At 69.5% G+C, this 16,261-nt stretch carries 15 protein-coding genes and 1 tRNA gene; 8 read left to right on the top strand and 8 right to left on the bottom strand.

Annotated features, from left to right (window positions below):
- Positions 1-163 precede the first annotated feature (163 nt).
- Positions 164-1,456 carry an RsmB/NOP family class I SAM-dependent RNA methyltransferase gene (locus tag BM140_RS08380; protein ID WP_091944475.1) on the top strand — a complete coding sequence of 431 codons (1,293 nt, stop codon included), beginning with the start codon at positions 164-166 and terminating at the stop codon, positions 1,454-1,456.
- A 115-nt stretch (positions 1,457-1,571) separates the two neighbouring features.
- Entirely contained in the window at positions 1,572-2,588 is a 1,017-nt protein-coding gene (locus BM140_RS08375) for an alpha/beta hydrolase (protein WP_091944013.1), read from the top strand.
- Positions 2,589-2,621: 33 nt separating this feature from the next.
- Here the strand turns inward: BM140_RS08375 and BM140_RS08370 are convergent, their stop codons facing one another.
- Positions 2,622-2,864: a hypothetical protein gene (locus tag BM140_RS08370; protein WP_091944010.1), complete on the bottom strand. Its 243-nt coding sequence runs from the start codon at positions 2,862-2,864 to the stop codon at positions 2,622-2,624.
- A gap of 169 nt (positions 2,865-3,033) precedes the next feature.
- Between BM140_RS08370 and guaA the strand changes: the two genes are divergently transcribed.
- The 4 genes from guaA (at position 3,034) to BM140_RS08350 (ending at position 7,799) form a co-directional block, all read left to right on the top strand.
- Positions 3,034-4,614 carry a glutamine-hydrolyzing GMP synthase gene (gene guaA / locus BM140_RS08365; protein WP_091944007.1) on the top strand — a complete coding sequence of 527 codons (1,581 nt, stop codon included), beginning with the start codon at positions 3,034-3,036 and terminating at the stop codon, positions 4,612-4,614.
- A gap of 339 nt (positions 4,615-4,953) precedes the next feature.
- A complete protein-coding gene (locus BM140_RS08360) occupies positions 4,954-5,283 on the top strand; it encodes a hypothetical protein (RefSeq protein ID WP_091944003.1) in 330 nt (109 codons plus the stop codon).
- 43 nt (positions 5,284-5,326) lie between these two features.
- Positions 5,327-6,505 carry a S1C family serine protease gene (locus tag BM140_RS08355; RefSeq protein ID WP_091944001.1) on the top strand — a complete coding sequence of 393 codons (1,179 nt, stop codon included), beginning with the start codon at positions 5,327-5,329 and terminating at the stop codon, positions 6,503-6,505.
- Positions 6,506-6,683: 178 nt separating this feature from the next.
- Positions 6,684-7,799 carry a hypothetical protein gene (locus tag BM140_RS08350; RefSeq protein ID WP_091943998.1) on the top strand — a complete coding sequence of 372 codons (1,116 nt, stop codon included), beginning with the start codon at positions 6,684-6,686 and terminating at the stop codon, positions 7,797-7,799.
- Positions 7,800-7,860: 61 nt separating this feature from the next.
- Here the strand turns inward: BM140_RS08350 and BM140_RS08345 are convergent.
- The 5 genes from BM140_RS08345 to BM140_RS08325 all read right to left on the bottom strand — a co-directional run bounded on the left by BM140_RS08345 (position 7,861) and on the right by BM140_RS08325 (position 12,012).
- Positions 7,861-7,936, bottom strand: a tRNA-Thr gene (locus BM140_RS08345).
- Between the two features lie 98 nt (positions 7,937-8,034).
- On the bottom strand, positions 8,035-8,541 hold the full coding sequence (locus BM140_RS08340) for an ureidoglycolate lyase (RefSeq protein ID WP_091943995.1): 507 nt from the start codon (positions 8,539-8,541) through the stop codon (positions 8,035-8,037).
- On the bottom strand, positions 8,538-9,377 hold the full coding sequence (locus BM140_RS08335; RefSeq protein ID WP_091943992.1) for a bifunctional allantoicase/(S)-ureidoglycine aminohydrolase: 840 nt from the start codon (positions 9,375-9,377) through the stop codon (positions 8,538-8,540). The genes BM140_RS08340 and BM140_RS08335 overlap by 4 nt, the downstream gene beginning before the upstream one ends.
- Positions 9,378-9,391: 14 nt before the next feature.
- Positions 9,392-10,753, bottom strand: coding sequence for an 8-oxoguanine deaminase (locus BM140_RS08330; protein ID WP_091943989.1), 1,362 nt, complete (start codon positions 10,751-10,753; stop codon positions 9,392-9,394).
- Entirely contained in the window at positions 10,750-12,012 is a 1,263-nt protein-coding gene (locus tag BM140_RS08325) for a urate hydroxylase PuuD (protein WP_091943986.1), read from the bottom strand. The genes BM140_RS08330 and BM140_RS08325 overlap by 4 nt, the downstream gene beginning before the upstream one ends.
- A gap of 173 nt (positions 12,013-12,185) precedes the next feature.
- Here BM140_RS08325 and BM140_RS08320 point away from each other — a divergent pair, with 173 nt between their 5' ends.
- Positions 12,186-13,118, top strand: coding sequence for a LysR family transcriptional regulator (locus BM140_RS08320; protein WP_091944472.1), 933 nt, complete (start codon positions 12,186-12,188; stop codon positions 13,116-13,118).
- Positions 13,119-13,239: 121 nt separating this feature from the next.
- Here the strand turns inward: BM140_RS08320 and BM140_RS08315 are convergent, their stop codons facing one another.
- Both BM140_RS08315 and puuE read right to left on the bottom strand, forming a co-directional pair.
- A complete protein-coding gene (locus BM140_RS08315; protein WP_091943983.1) occupies positions 13,240-13,929 on the bottom strand; it encodes a glutathione S-transferase family protein in 690 nt (229 codons plus the stop codon).
- A gap of 271 nt (positions 13,930-14,200) precedes the next feature.
- A complete protein-coding gene (gene puuE, locus BM140_RS08310) occupies positions 14,201-15,625 on the bottom strand; it encodes an allantoinase PuuE (RefSeq protein ID WP_091943980.1) in 1,425 nt (474 codons plus the stop codon).
- A gap of 220 nt (positions 15,626-15,845) precedes the next feature.
- Between puuE and uraH the strand changes: the two genes are divergently transcribed.
- Positions 15,846-16,214, top strand: coding sequence for a hydroxyisourate hydrolase (gene uraH, locus BM140_RS08305; RefSeq protein WP_091943977.1), 369 nt, complete (start codon positions 15,846-15,848; stop codon positions 16,212-16,214).
- The last annotated feature ends 47 nt before the right edge of the window (positions 16,215-16,261 follow it).

The following is a 16,261-nucleotide window of genomic DNA, read 5'->3' as shown; positions in this document are numbered from 1 at the left end:
CTTCGAATCTCCATCGCCGTCCCGGAAGGCTCTTCTTGACGGACGGCGCCATCGTGTCGTTCTGAAGGGCCAACCCGCCGGAAGCTCGGCCTTATCGTGACGGTCTTCGGGTCGAAGCGTGGCCGTAAGGCGGCATGTTGAACGCATTGTTTCGGAGCCGATCCTGACCCCCTCCGCCCGCATCTCCGCCGCCATCGAGATCCTCGACGACATCCTCGCGCGCCGTCGTCCCGCCGCCGATGCGCTGAAGGATTGGGGCCTCGCCCACCGCTTCGCCGGCTCCGGGGACCGCGCGGCGATCGCCAGCCTCGTCTATGACGGCTTGCGGCGGCGCGCTTCCGCCGCTTTCGTGATGGGGGCCGAGACGGGGCGCGCCGTGACGATCGGCATGCTGCGGCTGCAGCGAGGCTTGGCCGAGCCGACGATTGCGAGCCTGTTCGACGGCGCCCGCTTCGCCCCCGAACCGTTGACCGACGAGGAGCGCACCCGGCTGAAGCAGGGCAGCCTCGGGAACGCCCCGCCGGAGGTGGCAGGCGACGCCCCGGCCTTCGTGCTGCCCTCGCTCGAAGCCGCGTTCGGCGACGCCCTGGCGGAGGAGCTGCGGGCGCTCGGGCGGCGGGCCCCGCTCGACATCCGCGTCAACGCCCTCAAGCAGACCCGCGAGGCGGCGGCGGCCGCGCTCGCCGATCTCGGCGCCGCGCCGACGCCGCTCTCGCCGCTCGGCCTGCGCGTGCCGACCGGAGAGGACGGGCGGGGGCCGGCGCTGCACGTCGATCCCCTGTTCCTGGAGGGCGGCTTCGAGATTCAGGACGAGGGCTCGCAACTCGCGAGCCTTCTGGCGGGCGCGAAGGCGGGCGAGACGCTCGTCGATCTCTGCGCGGGCGGCGGCGGCAAGGCGCTGGCGCTCGCGAGCCTCACGGGCAACGGCGCCCGGCTGATCGCCACCGATGCCGACCCGCGCCGGCTGGCGCCGATCCACGAGCGCCTGCGCCGCTCGGGCGCCGAGGTGGAGGTGCGCACGCCGCGCACCGGCAAGGCGCGGGCCGACGTGCTGGCCGATCTCGACGGTACCGTCGATCGCGTTCTGATCGATGCGCCCTGCACCGGCACAGGCACGTGGCGGCGCAACCCCGACGCCAAATGGCGGCTGCGCCCGGGAAGTCTGGCGAACCGCGTCGCCGAGCAGGCCGAGGTGCTCGACCGCGCGGCCAGGCTGGTGCGGCCCGGCGGCACCCTCGTCTACGTCACCTGCTCGGTCCTGCCGGAGGAGAACGACGCGGCGGTGGACGGTCTGCTCGCCCGCAGCGGCGGCGCCATCGCGTCGGTCGCGACCGACCTCTCGGTCGTGCCGGGCCTCTCGGAGAAAATCCGGCGGACCGGGCGCGGAGTGCAGATGAGTCCGGCGCTCACCGGCACCGATGGCTTCTATGTCGCGACGATGACGCGCACTTCGTGATCGTCGCACCGGGATCGGCCCGGCGCTTGCCTCGTTGATGGCGTGACGGCGTGCCTCGCGGACGACCCCGCGCGGCTTCTGCCGTGACGGGACCGACCATGACGAGGCTTTGTCCATGACGCTTCACCGGCGCGCGCTGCTCGCGGGCACCGCGGCGGCCCTCACCGGCGAGCGGGCACTCGCCCAGGGAACGCTTCGGGCACGGCCGCCCGTGCGCGTCTCCGACGACGTGGTGCAGCCCCTGCCGAAATCGGCGCCGGGCTCGGACCTCGAAGTCATCGACCTCTGGCCCGAACGGCCGCCGGGCGGGGGCGGGCCGTACCGCTCCGAATACCGCTTCGACGAGACGCTGACCGGGGTCGTCACCGGGGTGGTGCGCCCCTGCCTTCTCGTGATCCGCCCGGAGCGGCCGAACGGGGCCGCGGTGGTGGTGGCGGCAGGCGGCGGCTACAGACGCATCGATATCGGCAACGAGGGGCTTCCGGTGGGCCAATGGCTCGCCAAGGGCGGCCTCACCGCCTTCGTCCTGATCTATCGCTTGCCCGTGGAAGGCTGGCGCGACGGCGCCGACGCCCCACGCCAGGATGCGCAGCGCGCCATGCGGCTCGTGCGCTGGCGGGCGGAGGAATTCGGGATCGACCCCGACCGCATCGGCGTCCTCGGCTTCTCCGCGGGCGGCCATTTGGCGGGCACCACGGCGACGGATGCCGAGCAGGACCTCTACGACGATCTCGACGAGGCCGACGGCCTGAACGCGCGGCCGAGCTTCGCCGGGCTGATCTACCCGATCATCACCATGCGGGCGCCCTACGACCGCACCATCTCGAGCCGGAAGGTTCTGGTCGGCGACGACCCGCCGGACGCGCGGCGCCGAGCCTATTCGGTGGAGGTGCAGGTGAATGCGCGCACGCCGCCGATCTTCATGGTGCAGGCCTCCGACGACCGGATCGCGGTGACCGACCATCCGCTGCTGATGCACGCGGCGCTCCGTCAGGCGGGCGTGCCGGTGGAGATGCACCTGTTCGAGCGCGGCGGCCACGGCTTCGGCCTCGGCGTACCGGGCAGTCCGGCTTCGGCCTGGCCCGGCCTGTTCATGGCCTGGATGCGCGGCCACGGGATGCTGAAATCGTGAGGGCGGCCCCGCGGGGCCGCCCCTGTCGACAAATCAGAAGCAGCGGCGCTTGCGCACCACAGTCACGCGGCCGAACGGACCGCGGCGCTTGGTGATGACGGTCTTGCAGCGGGGGCCACGGATCACCTCGCGGCGCACGACCCGGGCCTGCTGAAACAGCCCGTCCGAGACCGGGGCGGCGCCCGGCATCGCGCCGGCGAGGGGGAGGGCGGAAGCCGGCGCGGCGGCGCCGAGGCCTGCGAGCGTGACGGCAAGTCCGAAGAGAGCGGCTCTCATGGTCGGAAGTGACTCCTGTCCGTTGCGAGGGGCTTCGGGATATCGCCCCGGGGGCGTGAACGTCCGGTTCATCGAATTGGTGCCGCACGAACCGCACGGGGGACACGACGCCGCACGCGTTGCGCCGCCGGGACGCGTCGTCTAACCCGTGCGCAAAGGGCCCGATCGCATGACCAACGACATTTCCGCCGTCGACACTTCCCACCACGACAAGATCCTGATCGTGGATTTCGGGAGCCAGGTGACGCAGCTCATCGCGCGCCGGGTGCGCGAGGAAGGGGTCTATTGCGAGATTGTGCCCTTCACCAAGGCGGAAGCTGCCTTCGAGGCGCACCGGCCCAAGGGCGTGATTCTTTCCGGCGGGCCTGAATCCGTCACCACCGACCTCTCGCCGCGTGCCCCGCAAAAAATCTTCGAGGCCGGCGTTCCGGTTTTCGGCATCTGCTACGGCCAGCAGACCATGGCGGCCCAGCTCGGCGGTCAGGTCGAGGGTGGCCACCATGCCGAGTTCGGCCGCGCCGAGGTCGAAATCCTCTCCGACTCGCCGCTCTTCAAGGGCGTCTGGCATGTCGGCGAGAAGTACCCGGTCTGGATGAGCCATGGGGATCGCGTCACCAAGCTGCCGGAGGGCTTCACCACGGTGGCGATGTCGCGCAACGCGCCCTTCGCCGCCGTCGCGGACGAAGCCCGGAAGTACTACGCCGTCCAGTTCCATCCGGAGGTGCATCACACGCCCCACGGCGCGCTGCTGATCCGCAACTTCGTGCGCGACATCGCCGGCTGCTCCGGCGACTGGACCATGGGGACCTATCGCGAGGAGGCCATCGCCAAGATTCGCGCCCAGGTCGGCAAGGAAAAGGTGATCTGCGGCCTGTCCGGCGGCGTCGATTCGTCGGTGGCCGCGGTGCTGATCCACGAGGCGATCGGCGACCAGCTCACCTGCGTCTTCGTCGATCACGGCCTGATGCGAATGGACGAGGGCGCGGAGGTCGTGCGGCTGTTCCGCGACCACTACAACATCCCGCTGGTCCACGTGGAGGCGCAGGATCTGTTCATCCGCGCGCTCGAAGGCGTCGATGATCCTGAGGTGAAGCGCAAGACGATCGGCCGGCTGTTCATCGACGTGTTCGAGGCGGAAGCCAAGAAGATCGGCGGCGCGGCGTTCCTGGCGCAAGGCACGCTCTATCCCGACGTGATCGAAAGCGTGTCGTTCTCCGGCGGGCCGTCGGTGACGATCAAGAGCCACCACAATGTCGGTGGGCTGCCCGAGCGCATGAATATGAAGCTCGTCGAGCCCCTGCGCGAGCTGTTCAAGGACGAGGTGCGCCTGCTCGGCCGGGAACTCGGTCTCCCCGAGAGCTTCGTGGGCCGCCATCCCTTCCCCGGCCCGGGGCTGGCGATCCGCTGCCCCGGCGTCATCACCCGTGAGAAGCTGGAGGCCCTGCGCAAGGCCGACGCGATCTATCTCGACGAGATTCGCCAGGCCGGCCTCTACGACACGATCTGGCAGGCCTTCGCGGTGATCCTCCCCGTCAAGACCGTTGGCGTGATGGGCGACGGACGCACCTACGACCATGTCTGCGCGCTGCGCGCCGTCACCTCGGTCGACGGCATGACCGCCGACTTCTACCCCTTCGACATGGCCTTCCTCGGCCGCGTGGCCACGCGCATCATCAACGAGGTGAAGGGCATCAACCGGGTGACCTACGACATCACCTCGAAGCCGCCGGGGACGATCGAGTGGGAGTGAGCGCGCAGCGCTCGACCGAGACGATTTCGCGATCGAACGAAGCCCCGCCGACCGGCGGCGGCTTCGATGAAACGGCCTGCGGGGAACCGCGCAATCCGCGATCCCGCACGCGTTGAACCGGCCGGATCACACACGCTCAACCTTAATCACGACGAGCTTGGCCGGATTGTGAAAAAAATGGGGCACGGCGCTTCACAAGCCTGACACTTCAAGTAAGGTCGATCCCGCGCCAAGGTTGAATCGGCCGCGGGCGAATCGACCAGGCCCCGTCTTGAGCGGGCGAGCGAATTCGCGCGATGCTGCGGCTCCTCGGCATTTCCCGTATTTGGAAAAGCCACCATGAGCATCGTGTCGAAGTCTTTCTTCGCCGTCGCAGCGACTCTGCTCGTCGGTATCGGGATAATGCCGCGCGCGGCGGCCGGACCTCTCGATGGACTTGCCGGCGCCGCCGTCGGATTTGCGCTCGGCGCGATGGTGGCTGCACCACGCCCGCGATACTATTCTGCCCGCCCCAGAACGGTCGTCGTCTATCGCAACCGGCGCGCGCGCGGCACCTATGCTTCCGCCCCGGCGCGACGTCAGGGCGCCGGCGTGATCCCGGCGCGCATCAACACCGCGTCCGACCCGTTCGCGGGCTCGGCCCAGCCGATCCCGGTGCGCGGCAACTGAGCCTCGCCTCACCCTGCAATCCCGCTCACGGGCACCCGCACGCATGCGCAGCGCAATCGCCGCCGCCCTCGGCCTCCTGGTCGCGGGCGCCGCGCAGGCCGGTCCGGTCCTGAGCGTGGACAAGTCTATCGAGAAGGTCGCCGGCTGGTCGATCGGCGTCAGCAAGGCGCTGAACGGCTGCCTCGCCGCCGCCACCTATCAGGATGAGACGACGGTCTGGATGGGGTTCGACGGCGACAAGGACGAAGCGTTCCTTGCCTTCACCAATCCGCGCTGGAAGTCGATCGAGCCCGACCGCGTCTATCATCTGGCGATGATGACGGGTCGCGGTCGGTGGAAGGGCCGGTTCACCGGCGTCGAGCGGACGAACGAGCGCGGCCTGTACGCCTCCGGCCTCAAGAAAGGCTTCGTCCTCGACATCGCCCGGGCGGGCGGCGTCGATGTGATTTTCGAGCAGAAATCGATCGCCCGCCTGTCCCTGTCCGGCTCGTCCGATGCGATCAGCGCGATGATCGATTGTCAGAAGGCGGTGGTCGAAGCCAAATCCACGGCGGGCAAGGAGGGAGGCAAGGCCGAGGCCGCGCCGAAGAAGGACGGCGTCACGTCCGGTACAGGCTTCTTCGTGTCCGACGCCGGACATGTCCTCACCAATCACCACGTGATCGGGAATTGCACCGAGATCAGCGTGGCGAAGTTCGGCGTGCCGTCGGTGCGCGCCCGCCTCGTTGCGACCGACGCGCAGAACGATCTAGCGGTGCTCAGCACAGGCATCGAGAAGCCGGTGGTTCCGGCGATGTCGCTGCGCCCCCGGATCGGCGAGAGCGTCTACGCCTACGGCTTCCCGCTCCCGAGCCTGCTCGCGGCGTCGGGCAATTTCACCGTCGGCAACATCACGGCGTCGGCGGGCCTCGGTGACGACACGCGCATGCTGCAGATCTCGACGCCGGTCCAGCCCGGCAACAGCGGCGGTCCGCTCGTCGATCAGTACGGGGCGGTGGTGGGCGTGATCCAATCGAAGTTGAACGCCCTGAACGTCGCGCTGGCGGGCAAGGGCGACATCCCGCAGAACGTCAACTTCGCGATCAAGACGATGATAGCCCTCAACTTCCTCGACGCCAACGGCATTCCGACCACTGTCGGCATCAAGAGCCCGACCCCGCTCGACGCCGCCAGCGTCGCCGAACAGGCCAAGCTCTTCACGGTCCACGTCACCTGCCGCTGATAGGGACCGGCGCGCGCTCCGGCATTCGGCCCACGTCCCTTTCGAGCCGGCGTGACCGGGCCGGAAGCGCCGGCGCTCGACCGGGCGAAGGCCGTGGCCCTGCTCGGTCGCTGCCGCTACAAGAAGACCGGCAGTCCCTGAGGTCGAACGACAGCAGCCGCTCGATGAGACCCGCTCCATGATCGTCGCACGTTCGGCATCCCTGCGTCTCGCGGCGACGGGCGCTCTCCTGGCGGCCGTGATCGCGGGCGGCGCTTGGACCCTGCCGCAGGCCGCCTCGAGCGTCGGCCAGCTTCAGGCCGCCGACGACCCGGCCCGCCTCTCGACCCTTCGCCTCGCCGCCGTCGCCACCGAACAGCGGATCGCCGCCGAGATCGACGACGCCGTCAGCCGGGGCGATGGCGATCTCGCGCGCAGCTTCCTCGAACTCGCCGCCGCTCAAGGCGCGACGGTCGATGCGGATCGCCGCGCCCGGGTCGCGGCTCTGGCCCTGCCGGCCGAAGGCAGCCCCGCAGCGGCGTTTCTCGACGGTGCCGCGACCGGCGCCTCCGACACGTGGATGGGGGCGGCGGGCTCGCTCTCGGCGGACCTTGTCGGGATCGGCGACGTGCGCGACCTCTGGCAGGAGGGGGGCAAGCTGATCCAGGGTCAGCCCTACGACACCGTCATTCTCGGGCTCTCGACGGCCGGTCTCGCCCTGACCGGCCTGACGGTGGCTGCGTTGTTGCCGAGCGGCGGCACCAGCCTCGCGGCCAAGGCGCCCGTGACACGGGGCTTGAGCCTGCTCAAGGGCGCGCGTCGGGCGGGCCTTCTGTCGCGTGAGCTGATCGAGAAGATGGGCGGGCTGGCGGTTACGGCCCTGGACAAGGCCGCCCTCAGGCAAGCCGTTGCGGGCGCCCGCGTCTTCGACCTTCCCGCGATGCGGTCGGCGGCGCAGCGGGTGCTCCGGCCGGGCGCCGTCCGCACGATTTCAGCCATGGGGCAGGATGTCGTCGCGCTGGAAGCGCGGATCGGCCAGCGCGGCGCGGCTCAGGTTCTCGGTGTCGCGCGCAATGCCGGAGAGCTGGGACGCGCCCGCCGTCTCGCCGAAGCCATGGGCAGAAGAACGCGGGCGACGCTCAAGCTGCTCGGAACGGCTGCGCTCGTCCTGGGGGACGTGGTGGGGCTGCTGCTTCAAGCCGTCTGGCTCGCCGTGGGCTGGATGGTGATGGCCGCACTGGCCGCGCGCAGGCTGGGGCTGATGCTCGGGCGCCTGGTTTGGGGACCGGCTCCGGCGCATCGATCGGCGGTGTGATCGCCCCCTCATTCCGACGTGTAAGCCGCTGGTCGGAAAGAACGATTTTGAAAGGGAGAAGTGGTGCCGCAAGAGGGATTCGAACCCCCGACCCCCTCATTACGAATGAGGTGCTCTACCAGCTGAGCTATTGCGGCGTCGATGGTCGGACGGGCCTATGCGGCGGTCCGCGATCGTGGGCGGGTCTTAGACGGATGGGGCGATCTTGGCAAGCCTCGGCGTGAGGTTCGGCGGGTCAGGCGGCGTTCGGCGGGAGGATGGTCCAGGGCTCCTCAAAAACGTGCTCTTCGAGGTTCGAGCCGGGGCCGCCGCGGTCGATCACGAGGAAGTCCTGGGGGGCGTTCAGCGGCGTGAGCACGCCGTGCCAGACATTGAGGCCGTAGCAGACACCATGGCCCGGCGCGGTGAGGAAGGCGCGCGGTCGGCCGGGGCGGCCATCCTCGTCGGGGCAGACCACGACGAGGAAGGGCGCTGGGCTCAGCGGCACGAAGGCCTGGGCGCCGAGTGGGTGACGCTCGACGAGGCTCAAGGAGAGCGGCAGCGCGTAGGGCTCGGCCTCGACATGGCCGATCACCACGCGGCTTCCCTCGCCCGCCACCGGCACTTCGGCGAGGTCGTGGTAGCGGCGCGCCTTGCCGGCGTTCATCGGGCGGGGCGCGACGGCGGCCTTGTCGATTACCGTGCCGAAGGGGGCGAAAGCCTCTGGGGTCAGCGGCGCGATGAGGATATCGCGCGCGCTCATCGGGCCGACCGGAAGGGGCTGAGGGCGGGGTGGCGGTTCACGTCCTTGTAGAGCAGGTAGCGGAACGGGCCGGGGCCGGCGGCGTAGCAGGCCTGCGGGCAGAAGGCGCGCAGCCACATGAAGTCGCCGGCCTCCACCTCGACCCAGTCGCGGTTGAGCCGGTAGACCGCCTTGCCTTCCAGCACGAACAGGCCGTGCTCCATCACGTGCGTCTCCTCGAACGGGATCGAGCCGCCGGGCTGGAAGGTGACGATGTTGACGTGCATGTCGTGGCGCACGTCGTCGGGCGAGACGAAGCGGGTGGTGGCCCAAGCCCCGTCCGTGCCCGGCATCGCGATGGGGGCGATCTCCCGCTCGTCGACGACGAAAGCCGGCGGCACCTCGATGCCCGCCACCCGCTCGTAGGCTTTGCGGACCCAGTGGAAGCGGGCGGGCTCGGACCCGTCGTTGCGCAGGCTCCAGGCGGCGCCCGGCGGCAGGTAGACGTAGCTGCTGGGTTGCAGCGCGTGCGCCTTGCCGTCGAGGACGAGGCGGAGCGCCCCGCCGACGACGAACAGCACGCCCTCCGCGCTCGGATCGGGCTCCGGCCGCTCGCTGCCGCCGTTCGGCGCCACCTCCATCAGGTATTGCGAAAACGTCTCGGAGAAGCCCGAAAGCGGGCGCGACAGCATCCAGGCCCGCGTGCCCTCCCAAAAGGGCAGCACGCTGGTGACGATGTCGCTCATCACGCCCTTGGGGATCACCGCGTAGGCCTCGGTGAACACGGCCCGGCCGGTCATCAGCGCGGTCTGGGGCGGGAGGCCGCCGCAGGGCGGGTTGTAGGGGGAAGCGGGCATCGGACGGTCTCCCATTACCGCGCCTCGTCGCGCACGAGGGCGGCGGCGAGGGCGTTGTGGCGGGCGGCGAGCGTGCGGGTGTCGACGGTGGTCAGCCGCCCCTCGCGCACGACCACGCGGCCGTTGATGACGCTCCAGGCCACCCGCTGCGGCGCGCAGAAGACCAGAGCGGCGACCGGATCGTGCAGGGCCCCCGCGGTCTCGAGGCCGCGCATGTCGAAGGCCACCACGTCCGCCGCCATGCCGGGAGCGAGCGCGCCGATATCGTCGCGGTCGAGCACCTGCGCGCCGCCGCGGGTGGCGATCTCCAGTGCCTCGCGGCCGGTCATCGCCGAGGGGCCGAAGCCGACGCGGGCGAGCAGCATCGCTTGGCGCGCCTCGCCCAGCATGTGCGAGCCGTCGTTGGAGGCCGAACCGTCGACGCCGAGGCCCACGCTGACGCCCTCGCAGCGCATCCGCCCGACCGGGGCGATGCCCGAGGCCAGCCGCATGTTCGAGCAGGGGCAGTGGGCGACGCCGGTGCGGGTCTTCCCGAACAGCTTGATCCCCGCCTCGTCGAGCTTGACGCAGTGGGCGTGCCACACGTCGCGCCCGGTCCAGCCGAGTTCGGCCGCGTATTCGGCCGGCGTCATCCCGAACTTTTCGCGGCTATAGGCGACGTCGTCGGCGGTCTCGGCCAGATGCGTGTGCAGGCCGACGCCGTAGGAGCGCGCCAGCACGGCCGATTCCCGCATCAAATCGCGGCTGACCGAGAAGGGCGAGCACGGCGCCACCACGATGCGGCGCATGGAATAGCGCTCGGCATCGTGCCAGCTTTCGATGAGGCGGCGGGTCTCGGTGAGGATCGCGCCCTCGTCCTCGACGACGGAATCCGGCGGCAGGCCGCCCTTGCTCTCGCCGACGCTCATGGCGCCGCGGGCCGCGTGGAAGCGCATGCCGATCCCCTCGGCGGCCTCGATCGAATCGTCGAGCCGGCAGCCGTTGGGGTAGATGTAGAGGTGGTCGCTCGACGTGGTGCAGCCCGACAGGATCAGTTCGGCCATCGCGGTCTGGGTCGAGACCCGGATCATCTCCGGGGTCAGCCGCGCCCAGATCGGGTAGAGGGCCTTCAGCCAGCCGAACAGCTCGGCGTCCTGCGCGCCCGGCACCGCGCGGGTGAGCGTCTGGTACATGTGGTGGTGGGTGTTGACGAGACCGGGCAGCACGACGTGGCCGGCCATGTCGATCACTTCGCCGGCCGTCTCCGGCAGGGTGTCCATGGCACCGACGGCGACGATCCGGTTGTCCTCGATATAGACCCCGCCGCCGCGGATCTCGCGCCGCCCTTCGTCCATGGTCACGAGGACATCGGCGTTCTTCAGAAGCAGCGAACTCATCGCGTGGTGTCCTTGAGCCAATCGGCGAGAACCTGCCGCTCTTCCGATGTCATCTCGGTGATGTTGTTGGGCGGCATGTTGTGGGTCAGCACCGCCTGCCGTCGGATCGCTTCCGCCTGACGGCCGATTGCCGGCCCGCTGTCGAGCAGAACCCCCTTGGGCGCGACGCCGATCCCCTCCCAGGCCGGCTCGGCGGCGTGGCACATGGCGCAGCGCCCGGCCACCAGTTCGACGACGTGGTCCGGCGGGCTCGCCTTCGCCAGCGCGAGGGCGGGATCGGCCGAGGCGAGCTTCACGGTCTCAGACACCGCCGCCTGCGGCGGCAGGCCGAGGATCGAGCGCCCCCCGGCGCTGCCGGCGAGCGCCACCGCGAAGGCGGCCCCGAGGCCTGCGGTAGCCGCGGCCCAGGCCCACCAGGGCGAACGGGCATGGTCGGCATGCCGCACGTTGTAGAAGAAGCGGATGACCGCGCCCGAGGCCGTGATGAGGGCAACGATCAGCGGGATCGTCGCGTTCGAGGAAAACAGCATCGGGTAGTGGTTGGAGATCATCAGGAGCACGACCGGCAGGGTCAGGTAGTTGTTCTGCGCCGAGCGCTGCTTGGCCTGCTTGCCGAGGTTCGGGTCCGGCCGCTCGCCCTTCATGAGGGCGGCCACGACCTTGCGCTGGTTGGGGATGATGACGAGGAAGACGTTGCCGGCCATCCAGGTCGCCATCAGGGCGCCGGTATGGATCAGCGCGCCGCGCCCGCTGAACACCTGGGCGAAGCCGAAAGCCGCCGCCGTGATGACGAGGAGGCCGATGGCGGCGAGGCCGGATTCGCTTTTTCCGATGGGGGAACGGCAGATGCGGTCGTAGATGAGCCAACCGAGCGCCAGGGCGCCGATTCCGACCGCGCTTGCGGCGGGGGCGGAAAGATCCATCACCGCCGGATCGACGAGGTAGAGCTTCGACTGGGCGTAATAGATCCAGGCGAGCAGCACGAAGCCCGACAGCCACGTGGTGTAGGCCTGCCACTTGTGCCACGTGAGATCGGGCGAAAGGTGCTCGGGCGCGACGAAATACTTGCGCATCTCGTAGAAGCCGCCGCCATGCACCTGCCAGGCGGCCGCGCCTTCGCCGGCCGGGATGTCGGGCGTACGCTTCAGCGAGGCGTCGAGATGCATGAAGAAGAACGACGAGCCGATCCAGGCCATCGCCGCCACGATGTGAAGCCAGCGCAGCAGCAGGCTGCCCCACTCCCAGACGAAGCTCTCCACGGCCGGTCCCTCCGAATTCTTCCCCCGATCCTAGCGATGCCGGGCCGCTTGTATGCCCGCCGAATTCCTTGTCAGTTTTCGAATTTTTCGTAAGCTGACCCGGGGTCGGGACGGCGCCGCCATGCGATTGTCCTGCCACGGCTTGTCGCCGTTCGCGTTTTTTGGGCCTCGCGATGCTGTCGCTGGAATCCATCCGCATCTTCATGCGCGCGGCTGAGACCGGCAGTTTTTCCGCGGCCGGGCGTTCGCTGCGGCTGTCGCCGTCGGTGATCAGCTACCGCATCCAGACGCTGGAGGAGCATCTCGGCTGCCTGCTGCTGACGCGCACCACCCGGCGGATGAACCTGACGGAAGCCGGCCGCGTCTTCTACGACCGCTGCCTCGACGTCGCGGCTTCCGTCGAGCGCGCCGAGAAGAGCGTCGAGACGCAAGGCGCCGCCCCGCGCGGCACGCTGAAGGTCACGGCCCCCCTGAGCCTCGGGCGCCGCGTGGTGGCGCCGCTGATTCCGGCCTTCCGCGAACGCCACGCCGAGGCCGACGTGCACCTGCGCCTGTCCGACCATCTGCTCGACCTCGTGCAGGAGGCGGTCGACGTGGCGGTGCGCCTCTCGCAGATGCGCGATTCGACCTTCACCCTGCGCAAGGTCGCCGATGTCGAGCGGATGCTGTGCGCCGCGCCGGCCTATCTCGACGCGCATCCTGCCCTCGAGGCCCCGGCCGACCTGTTGGATCATTCCTGCCTGCTCCTGCGCTTCCCCGGCTCGGAGCAGTTCCGCTGGACCCTGCTCGACGGCGACGAAGCGCTGACGATCCCGGTCTCCGGCCGCATCGACGCCGACGACAGCGACGTGCTGACCGAATGGGCGCTCCAGGGCCAGGGCATCGTGCTCAAGCCGGTCTACGAGGTGGCGCCGTATCTCGCCGACGGGCGGCTGGTGCCGGTGCTGCCGGAGACGCCGCCGACTTCGGTGACGCTCGGGGTGGTGTATCCGTCGCGAAAGATGCTGCCGAACCGGGCGAAGACGTTCGTCGAGATGACGACGGAGGCTTTGCGGGGTTACGTCGGGGGTCAGTTGGAATTGGTGGGAAAGCGGGCGGTGCGGTAGCGTTCGCCGTTCGCGCGCTGGTCTGTGTGGTTGCAGCCGCCTTGCTGGGCACGTCGCGCTGCCGGGTGCGAGGATGGCAGCCCGGCGCAGGGCGTAGCTTCTCCGCCGGGCCGTGCGCCGATCAGGCGGTCTGCAGTTCCTCCAGGCCGCCGCCGTCCGCGTAGGCGAGGCGGAAGCTCGGGCGCGCCTTCCAGCGCTGCCAGAACCGGTCGAGTTGCTCGTAGCGCTCGTCCAGCGGGGTCGCCACCGGACCGAACTTGGAGAACGCGATCGCCGTGCACAGCGTGATGTCGGCGAAGGTCGGATGCTCGCCGCCGAGGAGCCAGTCTCGCCCGTCCGACAGATGCCGTTCGACGAGGCCCGCATGCGCCAGCGCCTCCTTTCGGCAATGCTCACCCCATTGCGGGTTGTTCGTCAGTTCCAGCTTCGGCCCGAGACCCTGGTGGGACACGTGAAACAGCGTGGTGAGACGATACAGGATCTGCACCCAGATCCGGTCGTTCCACATCACGTCCTGCGCCTGCTCCAGCGCCCCTTCACCCAGAATTTTGCGACCCGGAAAGCTCAGGTCGAGATAGCGGGCGATCGCGACGCTTTCGGCGAGATAACCGCCATCGGGCAGTTCGAGGGTCGGGGTCTCACCCCAGGGATTGCGCTTGAGGTGCCTCCAGCCGCGCTGTTCGCCGACCGACGCCATGTCGAGCAGGCGCTCCTCGACGTGCTGCGCGATGCCCTTCTCTTGCACGAGTAGGCGCACCCGCTGCGGGTTCGGAAAGGCTGACGGCGAGGTGTAGAGGATGAGCTTGTCCATGATCCCTCAATTCGGTCCGGCGACGACATTGCCGCGACCGGCACTGATTTAGGGGCAGACCCAGTGGGCGACAGTACGGTCCGCGTTATGAGCAAACATGCTTTGTCCCTCAAGGTACGCGGGTTGCGCGCAGCCCTCGGTCAACGGAGTGCCACGTGCTGTCCGCGGCCGATTCGCGGGAAAGGGCAAGGTCCTGTCCACGGGTGCCGCCCGCCGTCAGGGTGTTCGTGAATGGCGTGACCAGGAATCAGGCGACCAACCAAACCGGAAATCACCCCGCCGCCGGCAGCCGATCCTTCAACCGCAGCCAAGCAATTCGCTCGATCTGACGTAACGCCTCAACCAGTTCCGCATCCGCGTCATTCCGCAACCGGTCTTCGAAGGCGGCTAGAATTTCTTCGCGGGAGCGGCCCTTGATCGCCATGACGAAGGGCAGGCCGAAGCGGTCGCGGTAGGCGGCGTTGAGGTGTTCGAACTGGGCGAGTTGGTCCGGCGTCAGCGCACCGAGGCCCGCGCTGCTCTGTTCGGCGGTGGAGGCGTCGGTGAGGCCGCCGGATTGGGCGAGGCGGCCGGCGAGTTCGGGATGGGCGAGCACCAGGGCGCGCTGGTTCTCGGGCGGCTGGTGGCGGAGCGCGGCGACCAGGGCGGCGTGCAGGCCCTCGGCCGTGTCCTCGCGGGCGGTGAGGCCGGAGGCCCAGGCCTGGAGCGCGATCTCCGGCGTGTCCTCGAAGATGTCGCCGAAGCGGGTGAGGAATTGCGACGCGCTCATCGTGCTGGGCTTGAGAACCGGCGCCGGGTGCCGCTCGGCCCAGTGGCGGGCGATGTCGATGCGGCGGGTCAGCCACACGCCGTCATGCGCCGCGACGTGGTCGAGGAAGCGGGTGATCGCCGCGATTCGGCCGGGCCGTCCGACGAGCCGGCAATGGAGGCCGACCGACATCATCTTCGGCGCGGTGGCGCCCTCGGCGTAGAGCGCGTCGAACGTGTCGCGCAGGTAGGTGAAGAAGTGCTCGCCGGTGTTGAACCCCTGCGGGGTGGCGAAGCGCATGTCGTTGGCGTCCAGCGTGTAGGGCACCACGAGCCCGGTACCGGCCTTGCCGTGAAGCCAGTAGGGCAGGTCGTCGGCGTAGGCGTCGGAGAGGTAGGCGAAACCCCGCTCCAGGCCGAGTTCGAGCGTGTTGACCGAGGAGCGCCCGGTGTACCAGCCGAGCGGGGCGGAGCCGGTGACCTCCTCGTGGAGCCGGATCGCCGCGTCCATCTGCGCGGCTTCCTCGGCGCGGGTCATGTCGCGGTGGTCGATCCACTTGAGGCCGTGGCTGGCGATCTCCCACTCGGCCTCGCGCATGGCCGCGACCGCGTCCGGGTTGCGGGCGAGCGCGGTGGCGACGCCGAACACGGTGACCGGCACCTTCCGCTCGGTGAAGAGCCGCCACAGCCGCCAGAAGCCGGCGCGCGCGCCGTACTCGTAGAGCGATTCCATGTTCATGTGGCGCATCCCCGGCCAGGGCTGCGCGCCGACGATCTCGGAGAGGAACGCCTCGGAGGCCGCGTCGCCGTGCAGGAGGCAATTCTCGGCCCCCTCCTCGTAATTGAGCACGATCTGCACCGCGATCCGGGCGCCGCCGGGCCAATCCGCCTGCGGAAGGTTGCGGCCGTAGCCGATCATATCGCGGGTGGTGTGAAGCGGTGCGTGCATGAGGGGCCCCGAATTTGCAACCGGCGGGTCGGCCTTTGTGCGTGCAAGCAGGATACCGCCGACGGATGACGCGTATTGTTCGGAGTTTTTCGAAGCTGTTCCCGAAAAGCCGGGATGGTGCGCGCGGCCCGATCTGCAAGTGTCGCAGAGCAGGTTAGCCGACATCGCATGCCTGCCGAGCTTGCCGCCGCCGGGCGGCCACCACAAGGGGAACCGGCCGATGACCACCGAGACGCAAAGTCCGCCCCGCCGGCTCACGACCCACGTGCTGGACACCTCGACCGGCCGCCCCGCCGCGGGGTTGAGGCTGCATCTCACCCGAATCGAGGGCGAGACCCGCACCCATCTCAGGACGGTCACGACCAATGCGGACGGGCGCTGCGACGCGCCCCTGCTCGCCGGATCCGAGATGACGGCCGGCACCTACGAGATCGCCTTCGAGGTCGGCAACTACTTCGACCGGGGCGATCCCTTCCTCGACATCGTTCCGGTGCGCTTCCGCATCGCCCCGCAGGACGCCGGGCCCGACCACCTGCACGTCCCGCTCCTGATCTCCCCCTACGGCTACAGCACCTATCGCGGAAGCTGAAAGCCGCTTCCCCCGGATCGCCAGAGGCGCGGACCAGAAGACGCCCG

The organism is Methylorubrum salsuginis, assembly GCF_900114375.1.
Lineage (GTDB): Bacteria > Pseudomonadota > Alphaproteobacteria > Rhizobiales > Beijerinckiaceae > Methylobacterium > Methylobacterium salsuginis.
This window is presented reverse-complemented; position numbering and strand designations above follow the sequence as displayed.